Here is a 16009-nt window from a genome sequence, read left to right on the forward strand (position 1 = left end):
ATGATTGACGGGTGGACAAGTTATCACGATTGCCCCGGACATGACGGGCGATGACGCGGGCTGTGGATAAAAAAAGCCCCGCGAGCTTGCGCTGGCGGGGCTAATCCTTCCTAAAGAGGGAGGAGGAGACACAGTACGTACTACAAAACTTCAACTACACGACCAGAAGCCGTTGGGCCTCGAACGACGATCAGGCGGGGACTTGTTCAGTCACGCGCGGCCATGTTGCGCAGTTCGGCGGCGAAACTCGGTTGGGACAGGCTGTATTCGTTGGCCATGCGGTTCAGCATCATCTTGCCGCTGAACTTGTGCGCCAGGATGCGTTGCTCCAGCGACTTGCGCGGCTTGACCAGCAGCACGGCGGCTTGCGCCAGACCCAGGATCAGCGGCTTGAACACCATCATCAGCGTCACCAGGGCACCCAGACCCAGCGCCGGACGGACATAGGCCGCCACCATACCCAAGAAGGACTGCGCGAAGGGCAGAGCAGCTTCTGCGGGGAAGGCCAGGTTCAGGAAGGACATGATATTTCTACCTCTGATAATTGGACCGCGGCACAACGCGCGGTATTCAAGTTCACTGTTGTTGCGTCGCAGTATGAGGGTTCGCTTGATGTATGACTACTTTAGAGTTCTCATATCAGTTATAGCGTTTGTGAATAAACGGGGCTGCGCCACGCCAAACCCCTCAACCCTCGCGGAAACTCGCGTGAAAGCCGCTTCAAACGGGTGTCGGAGTCCTCGTCCAAGGTCAGCTGTGTGGAGAAGAAGCCGTTTCCTTGAGGTAGCTGATGCCGTTTTACAACAGCGTTTGACGCCGCCTGCTGTCACGGTGAATATCTCAATTCCGGAAATTGGCAGAAATGCTCACATCCGGGCAGCGCTGGATGAAGGCTGCAAAGGCAGGAAAGCCGCTGGGTGCGGCCTCCGGGCCGATCCACGAAAAAAAACCCCACAGGCATAGCCTGCGGGGTTAATCCTTCCTAAAGAGGGAGGAGGAGACAACGGATCGGTGTCCTGACGCGTTGATCGAATCAGCGTCAACATAAGCGCCGTACGCGCCGGGAACTACCGAAATCCTTCACTACCGCGCCAGCCGCTCCGGGCCTGGCGCCAAGGTCACGCAGAAGTCATGCGCGACCGGTAAAACTTGAATCAGGTGAAGCAGAAACCTTCAATTAGCCGCGCGAAGCGATGAAGCGCAGTTCAGCAGCCAGGTTCGGCTGGGTGGCTTCGAACTTGTCGGCCATGCGGTTCAGCTGACGGGCACCGGTAGCGCGATCCTGTTCGGCGGCGACCAGAGCAACGGCTTGCAGCTCGTGGGCCTTCACGAAGTGGATGAAGATGTTGCGCATGACGGCGGCGAACTTGCTCTTGAAAGTGGTGTTGGTGCTTTGTGCGATGGTTGCCATGATTCGATCCTTGACGTTGTGTGTTATGTTGCATTGCAGTGTAGTGAACTCACATTTGTTTGCCCACTTTCCGTTTCGGATATCAGTTATATAATCTGTGAATAAGCTTTTTGCCGGCGATCACCGGCGTGCATCCTGCCTCTCCTTACCGCCGCAAAGGCCCGCCCTATGAGCTTTCTGACCCTGGACCTGAATCTGTTGCGTGTATTCGACGCCGTGATGACCGAGCAGAACTTGACGCGCGCGGCCAACCTGCTGGCCATGACGCAGCCGGCTGTCTCCAATGCGCTACGCCGCCTGCGCGACACGCTCAACGACGACCTGGTGATCCGTACCGCCCACGGCGTCAAGCCCACCCCGCGCGCCGAAGAGCTGTGGCCGACCGTGCGCCGTGCGCTCTCCGAGCTGGAAGCGGTGATCGCGCCGGAAAGCTTCGACATCTCGCGCGCCCAGAACACCTTCCGCATGGCCATGGTGGATGCCACCGCCGCCCTGTGGCTGCCCTCGCTGGTGCGCACCATCATGCGCGACGCCCCGCGCATCAAGATCCGCATGATGCCGCTGACCACCCGCGACCCGCGCGCCATGCTCCTGCGCGGCGACATCGACCTGGCGGTGGGCTTCTTCCCGGGCGTGACCGCGCAGCTGGCCGATGGCCAGGGCATGGCCAAGACCCAGATCAGCCATGCCCGGCTCTACACCGGCCAGTATGTCTGCGTGATGCACAAGAACCATCCGCTGGCCAACCAGCCGCTGACGCTGGACAGCTATTGCAGCGCCGACCACCTGCTGGTGAGCCTGTCGGGCAAGCCCCACGCGGTGATCGATGACGTGCTGGCGGGCATGAACCGCGAGCGCAAGATCCTGCTGACGGTGAACCAGTTCTTCACCGCCGGGCGCATCGTGGCCAGTTGCGAACTCATCACGGTATTGCCGCGCCACCTGGTGGCGGCCACCGGCATGGCCGAGGCGCTGGTGGTGAAGGAATTGCCCTTCCAGACCCCGGAAGAGCACGTGGACATGCTCTGGCACGAACGCGACGCCCGCAATCCGGCCCACAAGTGGCTGCGCGCGCACTTGTCTGCAACAACCCATGACGAATTCGGTCGTATCAACATGAAGCGCTGATGCAACGCGTGCGGTAGACGGCTTCCCCGAACTGATTCATCCACAGGCGTCGCGGAGACAGGCGCCCGGAAAGCCGCCGCCGCGCGGACATCGGCGCATGTTGAACACCCCAACCAGGGAAGCCGATCCGATGCCGCGCCTGACCAGAATCCTCCTTTGGCTGCTCGCCAGCCTGTTTGTCGTGATCGCGACTGCGATCATCTTCTTCCTCACCTTCGACTGGAACCGGGCCAAACCCTGGATCAATGCGCGCGTCTCCGCCGCCACGGGGCGCGAGTTCGCCATCGACGGCAATCTCTCGCTGCACTGGCAACGGCCCGAGCCAACCACGCCACCAGCCGGCTTCTGGGCACGCTGGGTGCCGTGGCCCAGGCTGCAGGCCGAGAACCTGCGGCTGGGCAATCCGGCTGCATTCGCTTCGTCGGGGCAGATGGCCACAGTGCGCCAGGTGACTTTCACCCTGAATCCGCTGCCTTTGCTTGTGCATAAGATTTCATTGCCCTCGCTGGAGGTGCAGGATCCTTCCGTGTCCCTGCTGCGCAACCGCGAGGCTGTGAACAACTGGACGTTCAAGAGCGACAGCAGCGGCCCTTCGGCCTGGCAGCTGCAGCTGGGCCGCATCAGCCTGCGCCAGGGCAAGCTGGTGCTGGACGACGCTGTGCAAAAGATCAACGTCAAGGCCGACATCGATACCCTCGATCCGGACAAGGAGAGAATCTACGGCCTGGGCTGGAAGCTGGCCGGCAGCTTCAATGGCGCACCGGTCTCGGGCCAGGGCAAGGCGGGCGGCGTGCTGTCGCTGCAGGACCAGCAGCAACCCTATCCGCTGCAAGCCCAGGTCAAGGTCGGCAAGACCGCCATCGGCATCCGCGGCACCCTGACCAAACCGGCCGAGCTGGCGGCACTGGATCTGCGCCTGTCCGTCGCCGGCGCCAGCATGGGCAACCTCTATCCGCTGACCGGCGTGCTGCTGCCGGAAACGCCCCCCTTTGCGACCGAGGGCCGCCTGATCGGCAAGATCGGTAGCGGCGGCAGCCAATGGCATTACCAGGACTTCAGCGGCAAGGTCGGCGACAGCGACCTCAATGGCAGCCTCGATTACCTGACCGGGGGCGCGCGCCCGCAGCTGACCGGGGCGCTGACCTCCAACGTGCTGCGCTTTGACGACCTGGCGCCGCTGATCGGTGCCGATTCCAATGCCGAGAAGGCGCAGCGCGGTGCCGAGGAGCGCCAGCCCGGGGACAAGGTATTGCCGGTCAAGACCTTCAGCACCGACGCCTGGGGTGCGTTGGATGCCGACGTGCGCTTCACCGGCAAGCGCATCATCCGCCAGCAAGGCCTGCCCATCAGCGACTTGCAGGCGCATCTGATCTTGAAGGACAAGGTGCTGACGCTGGACCCGCTCAATTTCGGCGTGGCCGGTGGCAATCTCACTTCCACCATCCGCCTGGATGGCCAGGCGGCGCGGATGCAGGCCGATATGAAGCTTTCTGCGCGCAAACTGAAGATCCAGCAGCTTTATCCCAAGCTCGATGCCTCCCGCACCAGCTTCGGCGAGATCAATGGCGATGCCCGGCTCACCTCGACCGGCAATTCGGTGGCCGCGATGCTGGGCTCGTCCAATGGCGAAGTGAAGGTTCTGGTCAACCAGGGAGCGATCAGCAAATTCCTGCTGGAGGCGGCGGGCCTCAATGTGGGCAACGTGGTCATCAGCAAGCTCTTTGGCGACAAGGAGGTCAAGCTCAATTGCCTGGCCGGCGACCTGCCGGTGCATGAGGGCGTGATGAACGTGAAGACCCTGCTGCTCGATACGGAAGATGCCCTGATCGTGGTCGATGGCAGCATCGACATGAAGCGAGAGCAGCTGGACCTGAACGTGCATCCGCGCAGCAAGGGCTTGCGCATCATTTCACTGCGTTCGCCGCTGTATGTGAAGGGTAGTTTCAAGGATCCCGATGTTGGCGTAGACAAGGGCGTGCTGGCCTTGCGGGCCGGGGGAGCCGTAGCACTGGGGTTGCTGGCCCCGGTGACGGCCATCCTCCCCCTCATCAACATCGACGGCGACCAGAAGGCCGAATGTGGCCAGTTACTGGAAGAAGTGAAGAAAGCGCCACAGGCACCGCCGCCAGGCAAAACCGCGGTGCAGAAGCGCACGCCTAAAAAATAGGCAGCCAAAAAAGCTGAAGATTCTTGCCGCCGGGCCAGGGGATAACTTTCCTGGCCCGGCGTCATTTCCGGCCCCTGTCCCTTGAGGCAGTGATCGCTTGCTTTGAGAGCCTGTGGGGAAATTACCTGAAAACGATGCCCAAGGACCCCATTTCCTTGCCGCAAAAGGGGGAAATCAGCGACGCAATGACCGAAATCGGTGACTTCTCGAAAATTCAAGCTTCCACACAACGAATCCATCAATTTCGTTCCCGCCTGTGGATAAAGTTCTGAATAACTTTTTCATGGATTGGGGAAAAGTCGAAAAGTTATCCAAAGGCGGATTTTTATCCAAGATCCGTGATCGGGTCATACAGACCTTGCCCAAGGCCTTGTCCTTTTCGCAAACGGCTGTTTTTACTGAGGTAAACCAACTTATCCACAGTGCATGCCGGACGTTAACTATCACTACTAATTTTATAAACAGCTTAGATTTAAAGCCTAAGCGCGCGAGCTTTCGCCCGCGACGCGGCTTTGGCTGCCAGCAGGGCAGCACCCCTGGCTCAGCGGCAAAAAGACGTGAGACCTTGTTTGACCGGCAATGAAAATGAAGGAAACGGCCGGTCAGCCAGTCGTTGAGCAGTGGACATCTCAGGCAAAGGGCCTGGATAGCCCGCCACGGAAGCCGGCCAGAAAGGACGCAGGGGGTGCGGTGCGCTGTGGAAAAGAAATGTCGCCTTGGGGCCTTGCGGTGGGTCTGGGCGGCTTTTTTTATCCACAGCTGGCCCCGGAGGCTGGATTCAGCGGCTGAAAAACGGCTCGCCCGGCATGCGCGGTGGATAAAACATCATTTGTTGAGATCGACGGCATCCGGCACGTCCAGTATCAGGTCGGTTCTGGCCTCGGCGACGCACGGGAGGATCCAGCCTTCGGCCTTTTCTTCGCGCGTCAAACCCGGCCATTCAATCTGGTAAGCGATTTCGCCTGTGAACAATTTGCACATGCAGGTGCGACAAGTGCCATTCCGGCAAGAATTGGGCAGGCGAATGCCGGCGCGCAGGCCGGATTGCAACAGGGACTGCCCCGGAACTTGTTCGAATTGCAAACCCGAGGGGTGAATCTGGACGAGAAGAGGTTTTTCGCTGCTCATGGTCCCATTTTCCGGGGTTTGAGGGTCGCCTGTGGATAAGTCTTTGCATATCCGCTGGGCGTTTTGGGTATATCTCGCTGATTTATCCACGGCCGAAAAATTGTCCAGAATCTGTGCCTCGGCAATGCAGAAGCTTACCAAGCGTTTATCAGAAAGCTAAAGTCTTGATTTTTTTCATGTAAACCAAGTTATCCACAGTTTTCGGCGACGTTAACTACTACTACTACTTATATATATCCACATCTAAATTAAAGAACCGAAAGCGCGTGCGCAGTGGACATCTTTCCAAAAAATTAGCTTTCAAACACCAAAACCCGCTGAAAAGCCCTTGGCAAGCCTCTGAAACAGCCCAACGGGCCGTTAGGTTCGGCAGGAAAGCGGAGATATCTGAACAGTATTTCTTGAATGCAAGCGAAGGTGATGTCTTTAAGGCAAGGATCTTGATGATTTCACGACTGCCAGACTTGTTGCAGCAATTGAAAAACGGCCTTGATCGCTTCTTCATGTTGTCGTTTTTCTAATGCAATGAAGCTAAGTTCGGTCGACAGATCGACTGCATCGGCAATCACCAGACCGTGAGCATGTGCCTGATTGAGAGCGATGGACTCCCGTGCCAGCGACAATCCAACCCCCGACTTGACCAGATCCAGCATCGAAGACTCCTGATCCACCAAGGCAACCGTCTGCGGTTTTACCTGATGTTGCGCGAAGATCTTGCTTAATAACCGATGATGTGCAGATTCTGGCGGTGTCCAGATCCAGGGCAGGCGGGCCAGTTCCTTCCAGCCCTTGCCGGAAACACGGTTCTTCCAGCCGGCCGGGGCGATGACGTTGTAGCTGAAGGAGGTCAGCGTCATGGCATGGAAACCCTTGCCAGGATCTCCGAGGAAAAAGCCCACGTCCAGCTTGCCGGCCCGCACTTCATTGAGGACCGAACCGGACATGTGGTGCGCAAGCTGGGTCGACAGCTGCGGATGGCGCTCGACCAGCAACTTCAGAAAAGCGCCGAGCCGGATGAATTCCGGATCAAGAATGGTGCCGATGGCCAGGCTGCCCGAAAGAATGTTGTCGCTGGACCGCAGCCCCGTCGCATGGCGCCGCAATTCCCGGACATCGGCCATCACACGCTCGGCCAGCGGCAGCAAGGTGTTGCCCTCGGTGGTGAGGACCATGCCGGATGCACTCCGATTGAACAAGGACAGGCCCAGACTTTCCTGCAGTGCCTTGATCTGCAGGCTCACGGCCGGCTGGGTCAGGTGCAGCTTTTCAGCGGCCCGGGTCAGGTTGCCTTCGTGGGCGACTGCAATAAATGCGCGTAACTGGGTGAGATCCATCGTCTTCTTCCGCGATTCACTCCTCTTCTTCATTCATCGGGATGTGGATAAACCCGTGGATATCCCGGTGAACAGGCTGTGAAAATCGTGTGGGTAGCGTGTGAACAAGAAAATCGGATTATAAGCATTCTTTATATTGCTCTTGATAATTCCTCATTGGATGTGCCGAGGGGGGAGGGCTATTCTTGCTCATCCATGCCATTTGTCCATTTGCGGGAGGGAGCAGGAGACAGCGCCTTCCTCCTTCATCCAAAACACCAAAGGAAACCTTATGAGCCTCCCGCACATCGATCACTTCATCAATGGCCAGCTGGCCCGCTCCGAAAGTGGACGCAGCCAGGATGTCTTCAATCCGGCTACGGGTGCTGCCACCGCGAAGGTGTCGCTGGCCTCGGTGCAGGAAGTCAATGCGGCGGTCGCGGCGGCCAGTGCAGCTGCGCCGGCCTGGGCCGAGACGGCACCGTTGAAGCGTGCGCGGGTGCTCTTCAAGTTCAAGGAACTGATCGAGCAGAATCACGATGCCCTGGCCAAGGCCATCACGCTGGAACATGGCAAGGTATTTTCGGATGCGAAAGGGGAGGTCACGCGCGGCCTGGAGATCGTCGAATTCGCCACCGGCATTCCGCAACTGCTCAAGACCCAGTTCACCGACAACATCGGCGGCGGCATCGACAACTGGAACCTGCGCCAGCCGCTGGGCGTGACGGCCGGCATCACGCCGTTCAACTTCCCGGTGATGGTGCCCTTGTGGATGGCGCCCATCGCCATTGCCACCGGTAACAGCTTCGTGCTGAAGCCTTCCGAGCGCGATCCTTCCCCCTCGCTGATGCTGGCTGAACTGTTCAAGCGCGCCGGGCTGCCGGATGGCGTCTTCAACGTCGTGCAGGGCGACAAGGTTGCCGTGGATGCGCTGCTGGAACATCGGGAGGTGCAGGCCGTGTCCTTCGTCGGCTCGACCCCGATTGCCGAATACATCTACCGCAAGGCCACCGAGCGCGCCGGCACCTTCCCCCTGCGGGCCCAGGCCCTGGGCGGTGCCAAGAACCACCTGGTGGTGATGCCCGACGCCAACCTGGACCAGGCCGTCGATGCCCTGATCGGCGCGGCCTACGGGTCGGCCGGCGAGCGCTGCATGGCGATCTCGGTGGCGGTGGCCGTGGGCAGCGTGGCCGACCAGCTGGTGGAAGCCCTGATCCCGCGCGTGAAGGCCCTGAAGGTCAAGAACGGCATGGAAGACGACGCCGAGATGGGCCCGCTGGTCACCGCCGCCCACAAGGCCAAGGTGGAGGGCTACATCCAGAGCGGTGTCGATGCCGGCGCCAGGCTGCTGGTCGATGGCCGCGGCCTGAAGGTGCCGGGCCATGAGGAAGGATTCTTCATCGGCGGCACGCTCTTCGACAACGTGACGACCGAGATGAAGATCTATCAGGAAGAAATCTTCGGTCCGGTGCTGTGCGTGGTACGTGTGCCGGACTTTGCCTCGGCCGTGCAGCTGATCAATGCCCATGAATACGGCAATGGCGTCTCGCTCTTCACCGCTGACGGCAATACCGCGCATGAATTCTCGCGCCGCATCCAGGTCGGCATGGTGGGCATCAACGTGCCCATTCCGGTGCCGATGGCCTGGCACTCCTTCGGCGGCTGGAAGCGTTCGCTCTTCGGCGATACCCATGCCTATGGCGAAGAGGGGATCCGCTTCTATACGCGCTACAAGTCCATCATGCAGCGTTGGTCAGCCACCATCGGCAAGGGGGCGGAGTTCACCATGCCGGTGGCGAAGTAAGGCAGGGTAGTTGGATGACTACCGTTCGACCTGAGTAGTCGCACCTTCGGCGCTACTCAGTCCGAACGGGCCTTTGATAGACCAAGAACAAGCGCACAGCGGAGACACCATGCAATCGGCAGGGCAATACGACTACATCATCATCGGCGCCGGCACGGCCGGCTGCGTCATGGCCAACCGGCTCTCGCGCGGGACCGGCAAGAAGGTGCTGCTCATCGAAGCCGGCGCCAAGGACGACTATCTCTGGATCCACATCCCGGTCGGCTATCTCTATTGCATCAACAATCCGCGCACCGACTGGATGTTCCGCACCGAGGCCGATGCGGGCCTGAACGGACGCAGCCTCATCTATCCGCGCGGCAAGGTGCTGGGCGGTTCTTCCTCCATCAACGGCATGATCTACATGCGCGGCCAGGCGCGCGATTACGATCATTGGGCCGAGGTCACGGGCGAGGACAGCTGGCGCTGGGAGAATGTGCTGCCGCTGTTCAGGAAGAGCGAGGACTATCACCTCGGTGCCAGCGAGTTCCACGGTGCAGGTGGCGAATGGCGGGTGGAGAAACAGCGCCTGCGCTGGGACATCCTCGACGCCTTCCGCGATGCCGCTGCCGAGAATGGCATTCCCAAGGTCGAGGACTTCAACTGCGGCGACAACGAGGGCTGTGGCTACTTCGACGTCAACCAGAAGCGCGGCGTGCGCTGGAACGCTTCCAAGGCCTTCCTGCGGCCTGCCATGAAGGATGGCAACCTCACCATCATGACCGGCTCCCACGTGAGCCGCCTGCGCATGGAGCAGGGCGAGCAGGGGCCGGTGTGTACCGGCGTCGAATTTACCGGCGGTGGCAGCGCCTGGTTTGCCGAGGCTGGTGAAACCATCCTCTGCGCGGGCGCGATCGGTTCGCCGCATATTCTGCAGATGTCGGGCATCGCCGATCCGGCGCTGCTGCAGCAACATCAGATCCCGGTGGTCCATGCGCTGCCGGGGGTAGGCGAGAACCTGCAGGACCATCTGCAGATGCGCATGGTCTTCAAGGTCGATGGCGCCAAAACGCTCAATGCCATGGCTTCGACCCTGTTCGGCAAGATGAAGATCGGGCTGGAATACCTGATCAACCAGAGCGGCCCGATGTCGATGGCGCCCTCGCAGCTGGGCGCTTTTGCGAAGTCCGATGCGCAGCAGGCCAGCGCCAACCTGCAATACCACGTGCAGCCGCTGTCGCTGGAAAAATTCGGCGATCCGCTGCATGCCTTCCCGGCCTTCACCGCCAGCGTGTGCAACCTGCGTCCGACCTCGCGCGGGCACGTGCGCCTGGCCTCGACCGATCACGCGCTCGCACCCAAAATCACCACCAACTATCTTTCCACCGAAGAGGACCTCAAGGTGGCCGCCAATGCGCTGCGCCTGACGCGCCGTATCGCCGCCTCGCCGGCACTGGCACGCTATCGTCCCGAGGAATACAAGCCCGGTACGCAGTATGAAACTGAAGCGGATTTGTATCGCGCAGCCGGCGACGTGGGCACCACCATCTTCCATCCGGTGGGCACCTGCCGCATGGGCCGCAGCGACGATGCGATGGCCGTGGTGGATGCGCAATGCCGGGTGCGTGGCGTGGCCGGACTGAGCGTGGCCGATGCCTCGGTGATGCCCTCCATCACTTCGGGCAATACCAATTCGCCGACTGTCATGATTGCCGAGAAAGTCGCTTCCAGGCTGCTTTCGCGGGCATAAAAGGGCAATTCTCAGGCGCTGAATCATACGGTACTTATACGTATTGTATGAATGGTACGAACCGGCTACCATGCGCCAAATATTAAAAGCAGCTTCTCGATTCGCCAGTATGAAACGGTGGTGCCTGCATCCAAAAGATTCAGGTCATCCGCAGCAGGCAGGCCTTGACGACCGGACCCACCGGCGCGGGCATCAAAGGGAAAGAAGAGACCATGACAGACGTCATTCTGGAGACAAGAAACCTGACGAAGGAATTCAAGGGTTTCACGGCAGTAAGCGCGGTCAACCTGCAAATTGAGCGCGGTCACATTCATGCCTTGATCGGCCCCAACGGCGCCGGCAAGACCACTTGCTTCAACTTGCTGACCAAGTTCCTGGTGCCGACCTCGGGCCAGATCCTGTTCAACGGCAAAGACATCACCATGGACGCGCCCGCGCAGATCGCGCGCCAGGGCATCATCCGCTCCTTCCAGATTTCCGCTGTCTTCCCGCACATGAGCGTGCTGGAAAACGTGCGCATCGGCCTGCAACGCAAGCTCGGCACTTCCTTCCATTTCTGGAAGAACGGCGAGAGCCTGAAACAGCTCGATGAGCGCGCCATGCAGTTGCTGGAAGAAGTCGATCTCACCAGCTTCGCCCGCACCACCACGGTGGACCTGCCCTACGGCCGCAAGCGCGCGCTGGAGATCGCCACGACCCTGGCCATGGAGCCGGAACTGATGCTGCTGGACGAACCGACCCAGGGCATGGGCCATGAGGACGTGGATCGGGTCACTGCGCTGATCAAGAAGGTCTCGGCCGGGCGGACCATCCTGATGGTGGAGCACAACATGAGCGTGATCTCCGGCATCTGCGACCGCATCAGCGTCTTGCAGCGCGGCGCGCTGCTGGCCGAAGGCAGCTATGAAGAAGTCTCGCGCAATCCGCAGGTGATGGAAGCCTACATGGGCAGCACCTCGGCCGAACTGCAAGGGGCCCACTGATGAGCACCGCGACCTTGAATGCTGATGCCATGACGACGTCTTCTTCCTCCGCACCGCTGGTGCTGCAGATCAGCGATCTGCAATCCTGGTACGGTGAATCGCACATCCTGCACAACGTCAATCTCAACGTCCACCAGGGCGAGGTGGTGACGCTCCTGGGCCGCAATGGCGCCGGCCGTACCACCACGCTGCGTTCCATCATGGGCCTGGTTGGCACCCGCAAGGGATCGATCAAGATCAACGGCCAGGAAACCATCCACCTGGCCACGCACAAGATCGCCCATTACGGCGTTGGATATTGTCCGGAAGAGCGGGGCATCTTCTCTTCGCTGTCGGCTGAAGAAAACCTGATGCTGCCGCCTTTCGTCTCCAAGACCGACAAGGGCATGTCCATCGACGAGATCTACGAGATGTTCCCCAACCTGAAGGAGCGCCGCAACAGCCAGGGTACGCGCCTCTCCGGGGGTGAACAGCAGATGCTGGCGGTGGCGCGCATCCTGCGCACCGGCGCGCGCCTGCTGCTGCTGGACGAGATCTCCGAAGGCCTGGCCCCGGTCATCGTGCAGGCCTTGGCGCGCATGATCACGACCCTGAAGGCCAAGGGCTACACCATCGTGATGGTCGAGCAGAACTTCCGTTTCGCGGCGCCCCTGGCCGATCGCTTCTATGTGATGGAGCACGGCCAGATCGTCGAGTCCTTCGCCGCCGCGCAGCTGGAAGCGAAGATGCAGACCTTGAACGAACTGCTGGGCGTCTGAGCCGCCATCCAGATTTTTTCCGTTATCACCAGCTTCACCACTAGAAGAAGTACTGCCAACAAGTACGTCCGCGGGGTGAGTGATCCTCTCCCCGTTCCACCAGTTGCCTCGCATCGAAACCAATGAGCGGGCTTCAAAAACAGAGGAGATGAAAATGAAACTCAAGGCAATGGCACTGGCCGTCACTGCAGCGGCTGCGGCATTTGCGACCGTGCCGGCTTCGGCACAGATTTCGGGGGATGTGATCAAGATCGGTTTCATCACCGATATCTCGGGCGTGTATTCGGACATCGACGGCCAGGGTGGCGCTGAAGCCATCAAGATGGCCATTGCCGACATGGGCGGCGCCATCAACGGCAAGAAGATCGAACTGGTCGTGGCCGACCACCAGAACAAGGCCGACGTGGCTGCCAGCAAGGCCCGTGAATGGTTCGACCAGCAGGGGGTGGACGTGCTGATCGGCGGCACCAATTCCGGCACGGCCCTGGCCAGCGCCAAGGTCGCCGCCGAAAAGAAGAAGGTCTATTTCGCCGTCGGTGCCGGCACGGCGCGCCTGACCAATGAAGAGTGCTCGCCCTATACCGTGCACTATGCCTACGACACCGTGGCCCTGGCCAAGGGCACCGGTTCGGCGGTGGTGAAGCAGGGCGGCAAGAGCTGGTTCTTCCTGACCGCCGACTATGCCTTCGGCCACTCGCTGGAGGCCGACACCGCCAACGTCGTGAAGGCGTCGGGCGGTACCGTGGTGGGTTCGGTCAAGCACCCGCTGGGCGCGTCGGACTTCTCTTCCTTCCTGCTGCAGGCGCAGAGCTCCAAGGCCCAGATCATCGGCCTGGCCAATGCCGGGGGCGACTTCATCAACTCGGTGAAGGCCGCCAATGAATTCGGCATCACCAAGACTGCCAAGCTGGCGGGTCTGCTGGTGTTCATCAACGACGTCCACTCGCTGACCCTGAAGAACACTGAAGGCCTGTACCTGACCGACAGCTGGTATTGGGACGCCAACGAAGAAACCCGTGCCTTCGCCAAGCGCTACTTCGCCGTGCGCAAGAAAATGCCGTCGTCGCTGCAGGCTGGCGACTACTCGGCCGCGCTGCAGTATCTGAAGATCGTCAAGGAAATCGGTACCGATGATTCGGACAAGGTGATGGCCGCCCTGCACAAGGCCAAGTTCAACGACATGTTCCAGAAGAACGGCTACCTGCGCGCCGATGGCCGCGTGGTGCACGACATGTACCTGTACCAGGTCAAGGCCCAGTCGGAATCGAAGTATCCGTGGGACTACTACAAGCTGGTGCAGACCATTCCTGCCGAGCAGGCCTGGACCACCAAGGCCGAATCCAAGTGCGCGGCCTGGAAGTAAGCACGGCGTAGCAACGTAGCAGTAAGGCCATCGCACAGCCCAGCAAAATCTGTCATTTCTGTTCACGCGGGGATGACAGATTTTTGCTGTAAGCGGTGGCGTTCTTTACCCCCTGGATGAACGGGTTTTTATGGAACTATTCGGCATACCCCTGCAAGCCTTGTTGAGCCAGCTGCTGCTGGGCCTGGTCAACGGCTCCTTCTACGCCATGCTCTCGCTGGGCCTGGCGGTGATCTTCGGCTTGCTCAACGTGATCAACTTCGCCCACGGCACGCTCTACATGCTGGGCGCTTTCCTGGCCTGGATGGGATTGAGCTATCTGGGACTGAACTATTGGGTCATGCTCATCGTGGCGCCCATCCTGGTGGGGCTGTTCGGCATCGTGATCGAAAAGACCATGCTGCGCTGGCTCTACAAGCTGGACCACCTCTATGGCCTCTTGCTGACCTTCGGCATCACGCTGATGATCGAGGGCATCTTCCGCTCCATCTATGGCGTTTCCGGCCAGCCGTATTCGGTGCCTGACCTGCTGCAGGGGGCGACCAACCTCGGCTTCATGGTGCTGCCCAACTATCGCGCCTGGGTCGTGGCGGCGTCGCTCATCGTCTGCTTCGCTACCTGGTTCGTGATCGAGAAGACCCGCCTGGGCGCTTATCTCCGTGCCGGCACCGAGAACCCCAAGCTGGTCGAAGCCTTCGGCATCAACGTGCCCCTGATGGTGACCCTCACCTATGGCTTCGGCGTGGCGCTGGCGGCCTTTGCGGGTGTGCTGGCGGCACCCGTGATCCAGGTGTCGCCGCTGATGGGTTCCAACCTCATCATCACCGTCTTCGCGGTGGTGGTGATCGGCGGCATGGGCTCCATCCTGGGCTCCATCATCACCGGCCTGGTGCTGGGACTGATCGAAGGGCTGACCCGGGTGTTCTATCCGGAACTGTCGGCCACCGTGGTCTTCATCATCATGGCCGTCGTCCTGATGGTCCGTCCGGCCGGCCTGTTCGGCAAAGAGAAATAATCGGAGACCGGCATGAACAAGAAAATCGGAATTGCTGTTTTGTTAATACTGTTGCTGGCGGCACCGTTCGGGATCTATCCGGTGTTCCTGATGAAGATGTTGTGCTTTGCGCTCTTTGCCTGCGCCTTCAATCTGCTGATCGGCTATACCGGCTTGCTGTCCTTCGGGCATGCCGCCTTCCTCGGCTGGGCCGGCTACCTGTGCGGGCAATCGCTGAAGGTGTGGGGTTTGCCGACCGAGCTTGGCCTGGTCATCGGCACCTTGACCGGTGCCCTGATCGGGCTGGTGATGGGGCTGCTGGCGATCCGCCGCCAGGGCATCTACTTCACCATGATCACCCTGGCGCTGGCGCAGATGCTGTTCTTCGTGGCCTTGCAGGCGCCGTTCACGGGAGGCGAGGATGGCTTGCAGGGTGTACCGCGCGGCAAGCTGCTGGGCTTCATCAGCCTGGAAAACGACATGACCCTGTACTACGTGGTGCTGGCCATTGCGGTGGCGGGGTTTGCGCTGATCGTGCGCACCATCCATTCGCCCTTCGGGCAAGTCTTGAAGGCGATCAAGGAGAACGAGCCGCGTGCCATCTCGCTGGGCTATGACGTGGCGCGCTACAAGCTGCTGGCCTTCGTGCTGTCGGCTGGCCTGTCCGGGCTGGCAGGGGCGACCAAGACCCTGGTGCTGGGCTTCGAGACCCTGACCGACGTGCACTGGAGCATGTCCGGGCTGGTGGTGCTGATGACGCTGGTGGGTGGCCTGGGTACCATCGTTGGCCCCATCGTGGGCGCGGTCATCATCATCATGCTGGAGAACAAGCTGGGCGACATCGGCTCCTGGCTGGCCAATGCCACCAACATCGACTGGTTCAATACGCTGGGCGATTCGGTGACGGTGGTGACGGGCTTCATCTTCATCGTCTGCGTGCTGGCTTTCCGCAAGGGCATCGTGGGAGAGATCCTGGCTCTGGCCGGAAAGGGGCAGGCCAAGGGATCGCATTAGCGGTCACGGCAATCCGCTTTCCCTCTGCCGCCGGCAAGTCACCTTTGGGTGATTTCCCGGCGGTAATTTTTTGTCGGAACGGGAAGCGTAACAGGCAGCTCTTGTTTCGGAACAGCCAGGGAGCGGGTTGATCTGTGGCTGATGCCGGGTCGGGCTGAGCGGTAGAATGTGGGCCGCTCAATCTGATCACTTAACCGCGCCTTCGCCTTTATCTCTC

The 16009-nt window shown here is 60.4% G+C and carries 13 protein-coding genes; 9 read left to right on the forward strand and 4 right to left on the reverse strand.

Features of this window, described 5'->3' with window-relative positions:
* Nucleotides 1-206: 206 nt before the first annotated feature.
* Nucleotides 207-524 carry a hypothetical protein gene (locus ACVC5H_RS00370; protein ID WP_338717369.1) on the reverse strand — a complete coding sequence of 106 codons (318 nt, stop codon included), beginning with the start codon at nt 522-524 and terminating at the stop codon, nt 207-209.
* A 653-nt stretch (nt 525-1177) separates the two neighbouring features.
* On the reverse strand, nt 1178-1411 hold the full coding sequence (locus ACVC5H_RS00375; protein WP_489620466.1) for a hypothetical protein: 234 nt from the start codon (nt 1409-1411) through the stop codon (nt 1178-1180).
* Nucleotides 1412-1579: 168 nt separating this feature from the next.
* Here ACVC5H_RS00375 and ACVC5H_RS00380 point away from each other — a divergent pair, with 168 nt between their 5' ends.
* Both ACVC5H_RS00380 and ACVC5H_RS00385 read left to right on the forward strand, forming a co-directional pair.
* On the forward strand, nt 1580-2539 hold the full coding sequence (locus ACVC5H_RS00380; protein WP_338717366.1) for a LysR family transcriptional regulator: 960 nt from the start codon (nt 1580-1582) through the stop codon (nt 2537-2539).
* 97 nt (nt 2540-2636) lie between these two features.
* Nucleotides 2637-4706, forward strand: a complete 2070-nt coding sequence (locus ACVC5H_RS00385) for an AsmA family protein (protein ID WP_489620467.1) — start codon at nt 2637-2639, stop codon at nt 4704-4706.
* A gap of 825 nt (nt 4707-5531) precedes the next feature.
* On the opposite strand, the gene ACVC5H_RS00390 is transcribed toward ACVC5H_RS00385, so the two are convergent.
* Nucleotides 5532-5834, reverse strand: a complete 303-nt coding sequence (locus ACVC5H_RS00390; RefSeq protein ID WP_489620468.1) for a 2Fe-2S iron-sulfur cluster-binding protein — start codon at nt 5832-5834, stop codon at nt 5532-5534.
* Between the two features lie 449 nt (nt 5835-6283).
* A complete protein-coding gene (locus ACVC5H_RS00395) occupies nt 6284-7168 on the reverse strand; it encodes a LysR family transcriptional regulator (RefSeq protein ID WP_489620469.1) in 885 nt (294 codons plus the stop codon).
* Between the two features lie 271 nt (nt 7169-7439).
* On the opposite strand from ACVC5H_RS00395, the gene ACVC5H_RS00400 reads away from it, so the two are divergent.
* The 7 genes from ACVC5H_RS00400 (at nt 7440) to ACVC5H_RS00430 (ending at nt 15792) form a co-directional block, all read left to right on the forward strand.
* Nucleotides 7440-8951 carry a CoA-acylating methylmalonate-semialdehyde dehydrogenase gene (locus ACVC5H_RS00400; RefSeq protein ID WP_489620470.1) on the forward strand — a complete coding sequence of 504 codons (1512 nt, stop codon included), beginning with the start codon at nt 7440-7442 and terminating at the stop codon, nt 8949-8951.
* Nucleotides 8952-9060: 109 nt separating this feature from the next.
* Nucleotides 9061-10680, forward strand: a complete 1620-nt coding sequence (locus tag ACVC5H_RS00405) for a GMC family oxidoreductase (RefSeq protein WP_489620471.1) — start codon at nt 9061-9063, stop codon at nt 10678-10680.
* A 212-nt stretch (nt 10681-10892) separates the two neighbouring features.
* Nucleotides 10893-11663 carry an ABC transporter ATP-binding protein gene (locus ACVC5H_RS00410; RefSeq protein WP_034335283.1) on the forward strand — a complete coding sequence of 257 codons (771 nt, stop codon included), beginning with the start codon at nt 10893-10895 and terminating at the stop codon, nt 11661-11663.
* A 29-nt stretch (nt 11664-11692) separates the two neighbouring features.
* Nucleotides 11693-12421 (forward strand): ABC transporter ATP-binding protein, encoded by a 729-nt coding sequence (locus ACVC5H_RS00415; protein WP_489622756.1) that lies wholly within the window; start codon nt 11693-11695, stop codon nt 12419-12421.
* A 154-nt stretch (nt 12422-12575) separates the two neighbouring features.
* On the forward strand, nt 12576-13784 hold the full coding sequence (locus ACVC5H_RS00420) for an ABC transporter substrate-binding protein (protein WP_489620472.1): 1209 nt from the start codon (nt 12576-12578) through the stop codon (nt 13782-13784).
* A gap of 130 nt (nt 13785-13914) precedes the next feature.
* On the forward strand, nt 13915-14799 hold the full coding sequence (locus ACVC5H_RS00425; RefSeq protein ID WP_489620473.1) for a branched-chain amino acid ABC transporter permease: 885 nt from the start codon (nt 13915-13917) through the stop codon (nt 14797-14799).
* A 12-nt stretch (nt 14800-14811) separates the two neighbouring features.
* On the forward strand, nt 14812-15792 hold the full coding sequence (locus ACVC5H_RS00430; RefSeq protein WP_489620474.1) for a branched-chain amino acid ABC transporter permease: 981 nt from the start codon (nt 14812-14814) through the stop codon (nt 15790-15792).
* Nucleotides 15793-16009 lie beyond the last annotated feature (217 nt).

It is taken from the genome of Herbaspirillum sp. Her3 (assembly GCF_057961275.1).